The 5,279-nt window shown below is 71.1% G+C and carries 2 protein-coding genes; both read right to left on the minus strand.

The genetic code is table 11. The annotated features are described in order from the left end of the window. Positions 1 to 194 precede the first annotated feature (194 nt). Entirely contained in the window at positions 195 to 3,806 is a 3,612-nt protein-coding gene (locus P3W85_RS01825; RefSeq protein WP_276263509.1) for a UvrD-helicase domain-containing protein, read from the minus strand. Continuing rightward, the coding region (locus P3W85_RS01830; protein WP_276263510.1) for a PD-(D/E)XK nuclease family protein at positions 3,803 to 5,279 on the minus strand (1,477 nt) is incomplete at its 5' end. The genes P3W85_RS01825 and P3W85_RS01830, both read right to left, overlap by 4 nt.

Genomic DNA, 5,279 nt, shown 5'->3' on the forward strand with positions numbered 1-5,279 from the left:
ACCATCGGGTTGCATCCGCCCGGCATCCGCGCAACGGTTCCGACCGGCGGCAGAAACCCTCGGCGCAACGGCACGCATCGCGTGCCGCAGGCGCCAGGCCAGCGCGGCGCAAGCCACACCGGCATGCCTATTTTGCCGCGTTTTGCCCGCACCCGTCCTGATCCAGGTCAGACTCGGGACAAACGCTGGACCGCTCAGAACAGCGAGCCCTGCCGCCCGGTTTGCAGTGCATCCGCCGCAATCCACTCGCCGTCCGCCGTGGCTACGCCGGCCTCGACGCGCCGCCCCGGGAACATCGGCCTGACCGCCGCCACGTAACGCGCAAGCTGCTGCGCGTAAGCCGCGTGCTCCTGCGGCAGCAGGCGCAGCTTGTAATCGATGATCACCACCCGCCCGGCAAACTCCACCAGGCGGTCGATCCGCAACAGGCGGCCGCGCGCGTCGTAGAGTTCGACCTCATTGCGGGCGCTGCGCGCGTCCTGCGGAAACAGCAGCGGCCGCAGCGCCGGCGAATCCAGCATCAGTCGGGCCGCCTCCACGGCGGCATGCGCCTGCTCCCGCCACAGCGCGCGCGACTGCGCGGTGCCCGCGCCGGCCAGCGGGAACCAGCGCATCACCACCTCCGGCGCGGGCAGTGCCTCGAACGCTTCGGGATAGCGCGTCACGCGCTCCAGCAACGCGTGCAGCAGTTCGCCATGGCGCGCCGCATCGGCATCGAACACGATCGCATGGCCGGCGTCGCCGCCCTGCTCCGCCTCTTCGTCCTCCCATTCCAGCACGGGCGCCAGGGTCCCGGCCGCATCGCGGTAACGCTGGCGAAAATCGGCATAGCGCACGCGCGCGTCGTTGACGGCGGCCGCGCCCTGCGCGTCCTGCGCGATTGCCGGCGGGAAGGCATCGACCTCGGCGCCGATCCTGGCCGCCTGCAGCCGCGCATACCAGCTGCCGGCGATCTCGCGGCTGCTCTCGCCCTCGGCGCTGCGCGCTGCCCGCCCCTTCACGCCACTCACCAGCAAGCCCTGGCGTGCACGCGTCATCGCCACATAGAGCAGGTTCCAGTTCTCGCGCTCGGCCAGCGCGGCCTCGGCCTCGAACAGCGGCATGCGTGCCAGCCCACGTGTGCTGCGCTTGCCGTACGCGGAGAAATGCACCGGCACCGGCGACGACGGCGGCCAGTCGATCAGGATACCGCCCCGGTCGGCGGCGGCATCGCTGTGATTGGCGTCGAGCAGCACCACGAAGGGGGCCTCCAGGCCTTTCGCCGCGTGCACGGTGAGAATGTGGACCGCATCCTGCGCGCTGTCGGCCGCGTCCGTATCGGCTTCGCCTTCGGCGTCCTCGGCGCGGTCGGCCATGCCGCCTTCGTCGGGGCTTTCGCCTTCCTCGCCACGGCGGATTTCCTGCAATTCGTCGATGAATTTGGGCAGGCTCGGATAACGCCCGCCATCGAGATCGAGCGAGAGCTTGAGAAACGCGTCGAGGTTGGCCAGCACCTGGTCGCGGATCTCGGCGGGCGCGGCTTCGGCATAGCGCCGGCGCACTTCGCCGCCGTGGTAGATATGGTCGATCAGGTCATGCACCGGGCGATGCGGCGCCACCTCGAGCCAGTGGCGCAGGCGCGCGACGCCGTCGCGCAGCGCCGGACTGCTGAACCCGGGCAGCCCTTCGTCGCGCAGGCAGGCCCACCAGCCGGGCCGCGGCTCGCGCCCCTGCGCCATGCGCGCGATGGCGACCAGGTCCTCGTCGGTGGCGCCCACCAGCGGGCTCTTGAGCACATGGGCGAGGTCCAGGTCGGATTCCGGCGTCATCAGGAAGGCCAGCAGCGCCGACAGGTCGAGCGCCTCCAGCGTGGCCAGCAAGCCGCCACGGCGCGGGCTCAGACAGGGAATGCCGGCCTCGCGGAAGGCGCGCTCGTACTCGGCCAGATAGGTCTTGCGGCGCACCAGCAGATGCACGTCGCTCCAGCGCGCGGGCCGCGGGCCCTGGCTGTCGACGACCGGCACCGTGGCGCGGATATGGCGCAGCCAGGACGCCACGCGCCGGCCCTCTTCGAGCCGCAGTGAATCGCCTTCGTGCTGGCGCGGCTGGGTCAGCGTATCGCGATGCTTTGCCACGTCCGGGCCGGCTTCGCCCCCATCGGCAATGCCATCGGCCTGCGGCGCGTCGCCGTCGCCCTGCTCCGCCTCGGGCTCCACCAGCGGCAGCAGCCATACCGGCCCGCCCGGCTGGTCCAGCGCGGTGGTCTGCGTCTCGAACAGCGGGTAGCGGCCGTCGGCACGCGCGGCATCGAATACCGCGTTGACCCAGTCCAGCACTTCGGGACGGTTGCGGCGGGTACGGTTGGTCCGCAGCACGGTGGCGCCAAAGCCCGACTGCAGCATCTCGCTGGCGGTCTGGAACAGCCGCGCATCGGCGCGGCGGAAGCGGTAGATCGATTGCTTGGGGTCGCCCACCAGGAATACCGTGGGCCGTTCGCCCAGGCCCGCGTAGCCGGCCAGCCACCCTTGCAGGATGCGCCATTGCAGCGGGTTGGTGTCCTGGAACTCGTCGAGCAGCAAATGACGGTAGCGCGCATCGAGCCGGACCTGCAGGTAGGTGGCGGTCTCTTCGTCGCGCATCAGCCGCGCGGCCAGCCACTCCAGGTCGGCGAAGTCCATCGCGCGCTGCTCGGACTTGTGATACTGGTAGCGCGTCAGCAGCGCATCGCCGAGCTGGTAGAGCGCCAGGTTGACCGCCAGCACCGCGGCCTCGCAGCGGCGCTGCGCCACCTGCTCCAGCGCGGCGCAGAGTTCGCCGTGTTCCGCGAGAAACGCGTCGACCATGGCTTCGCCGCCCAGCGCCTTGGTCAGGGCCGCGGTGGCACGCAGCGAGCGCGGCTTGCCGGCGGCGGTGAAAAACGCGTCGCGCAATACCGCAAAGGCGCGCTCGGCGGGCTCGCCCCCTTCGGCACCCGCCTCGCGCCAGGCGCGGATCGCCATGATCGCATCGGCCAGGCGCGTGGCGTGCGCCTGCTCGGTCTTGCCGCCCCGTCCCAGCTGCGACGCCAGGCCCTGGCAGGCATCGAGCCAGCTGTCGTCGGCCAGCACTTCCAGCAGCACGTCCACCCGGGCATCCTCGCCGAGGTCCGCCGCAAGCGCCTCGGCGGGATCGGCGCTTTCGCGGAAGGCAAACCACTCGCTGCGCGCATGGAACATGGCGTCCAGCAAGGCGCGCGCCTGGAACTCGCCGATGGCGTCGACCAGCCGCTCGAACGCCACGCGCAGGTCGGCATACGGCGGCGTCGCCAGCGCCTGCCAGAACGGCGCCCAGGCCTCGCGCTTCATGCGCAGCGCGTCTTCGCGCAGCGTGGCGCCCGGCACGATGCCGGAGGCCAGCGGCGCGCCGCGCAGCAGGGTGCCGAACCAGCCGTGGAAGGTATCGATGGCCATGCGCCCCGGTGCGGCCAGCACCTGCGCATGCAGGCCGCGCGCGCGCGGCAGCGCGGCGCGTGCGGCCTCGGCCGTCAAGCCGCGCTGCATCAGCGCGGCGATCACCGCCTCGTCGTCGTCGCGCGCGAGCTGCGCCAGCACCTCCAGCAAACGCTCGCGCATTTCCTCGGCGGCCTTGCGGGTGAAGGTGATGGCCAGGATCTCGTGCGGCGCCGCGCCTGCCAGCAGCAGGCGCAGCAGGCGCGCCACCAGCAGCCAGGTCTTGCCGCTGCCCGCGCAGGCCTCGACCACCACCGAGCAGGACGGCTCGCAGGCGGCACGCGTGAACTCGGCTTCGGCGATCGGCTGGCCGTCGCGCAGGTAGGCGTGGATGCTCATGCTCGCCCTCCTACCTGCGGCGGCAGCGCCGTACTTTCCCAGAAGCCCTTGCGGCACAGGCCGCGAGCGGTGCAGTAGGTACAGGCGCCGGCATCGCCGAACGCCGGCAGCGGCGCATCCTGGCGCAGACGCATCACGTCGCTGCGCAGCTGGCGTTCAAGCCAGGCCACCGCGGCATCGAAGTCAGGCAAGCCAATCTCGCGCTGAGCCGCGGGCGGTCCGTCCTTGACGCCTTCCAGCGCCACCCAGCTGCCGCCGGCCACATCGGCGCGCAGCAATCCGTAAAACGGCAACTGGCAATCCTCTTCCACGTCGTCCACCTTGCGCTTGAGCCGCAATGCGGTCTGGGTCTTGTAGTCGAGCACCGCGCGACTGCCGTCGCGCGCGCGGTCGAGCCGGTCGATGCGCCCGTTGACGCGCAGCGGGAGGCCATCGGGCATGGGCAGGTCGACGGCGGCATCGAGCTCGCCGTCGTCCCAAAACCAGCCTTGCGCCTCGCGCTCGGCCTGCCATGCCACATAGGAGGGCAACACTTCGCACCAGCGGCAGTAGTAGCCAATGGCGTTGCCGTCTTCCTTCATCAGCGCGCCGAACTCGTGATCGGAAATTTCGCGCAGCCGGGCCAGGCGCGCATCGGCATGGCGCAAGCCGTCCTGTGCCGCCTCGCGGTGGTAGCGCAGCAGCACGCGATGCAGCAGTTCGCCGATATCGCGCTTTTCCAGGTCGTCGCTGACCACCTCCAGACCCGCCAGCCCGAGCATGCGGCCGGCGAAGAACTGGTAGGGACAGCGCCGCAGCATGTTGTACGCCTGCGCGCTCCAGCGCGCGGGCACCAGCTCCGCGGCCGCCGGCGCGGGCATCCCGCCGACCTCGGCGAAGGTCTCGTGCAGCACCGGCGCGGCGCTCGCTTCGATCGGCGCGCCCGCGCGCGAACACAGCGCGCTGAGCCGCTCGATCCAGCCCGATACGTGCTTGGGCTCGCCGCGCGCGCCCAGGCGCTGCCAGGTCAGCGCCACATCGTCGTTGTTCAGCAGCACCTCGGCGAGGTCGCGTGCCTGCTGGGCGAAACGCACCTCGCGGTCTTCCAGCGCCAGCTCGCGCCGCATCTGGTTGGAAAAGAACATCAGCTCGGCCGCGCTCGAGGGCAGTTGCCCGTCGTCGCAGCCCACCACCACGACACCGTCGAAGCGCCGCATGCGCGCGCCGTTGAGCGGCAGTATGGTGATGCGCGACGCACCGCTGGCCGAGGGCTCCTTGTACGCGACCGATTCCAGCAAGGCCGACAACATGGCGCGGAATTCGCCAAGATCGAGCGTGGCGCCGGCGCCGGTCTCGTCCTGGGGCAGATCGGCGAGGCGCGCCAGCGCGTCGAGCAGTTGAAGGCCGGCATCGTCGGCCGACAACGCTGCGCGCATGCCGAGCACATCGAGCGTGGCGTCGAGCCGTTCGAGCCACGTCGAAACGGGCCGCTGC

Source organism: Cupriavidus basilensis, from assembly GCF_029335485.1.
Classification (GTDB): domain Bacteria; phylum Pseudomonadota; class Gammaproteobacteria; order Burkholderiales; family Burkholderiaceae; genus Cupriavidus; species Cupriavidus basilensis_E.

Coding starts and splice junctions, on each gene's coding strand:
- P3W85_RS01825 (WP_276263509.1), bottom strand. CDS start 3,806: ATGAGCATCCACGCCTACCTGCGCGACGGCCAGCCGATCGCCGAAGCC.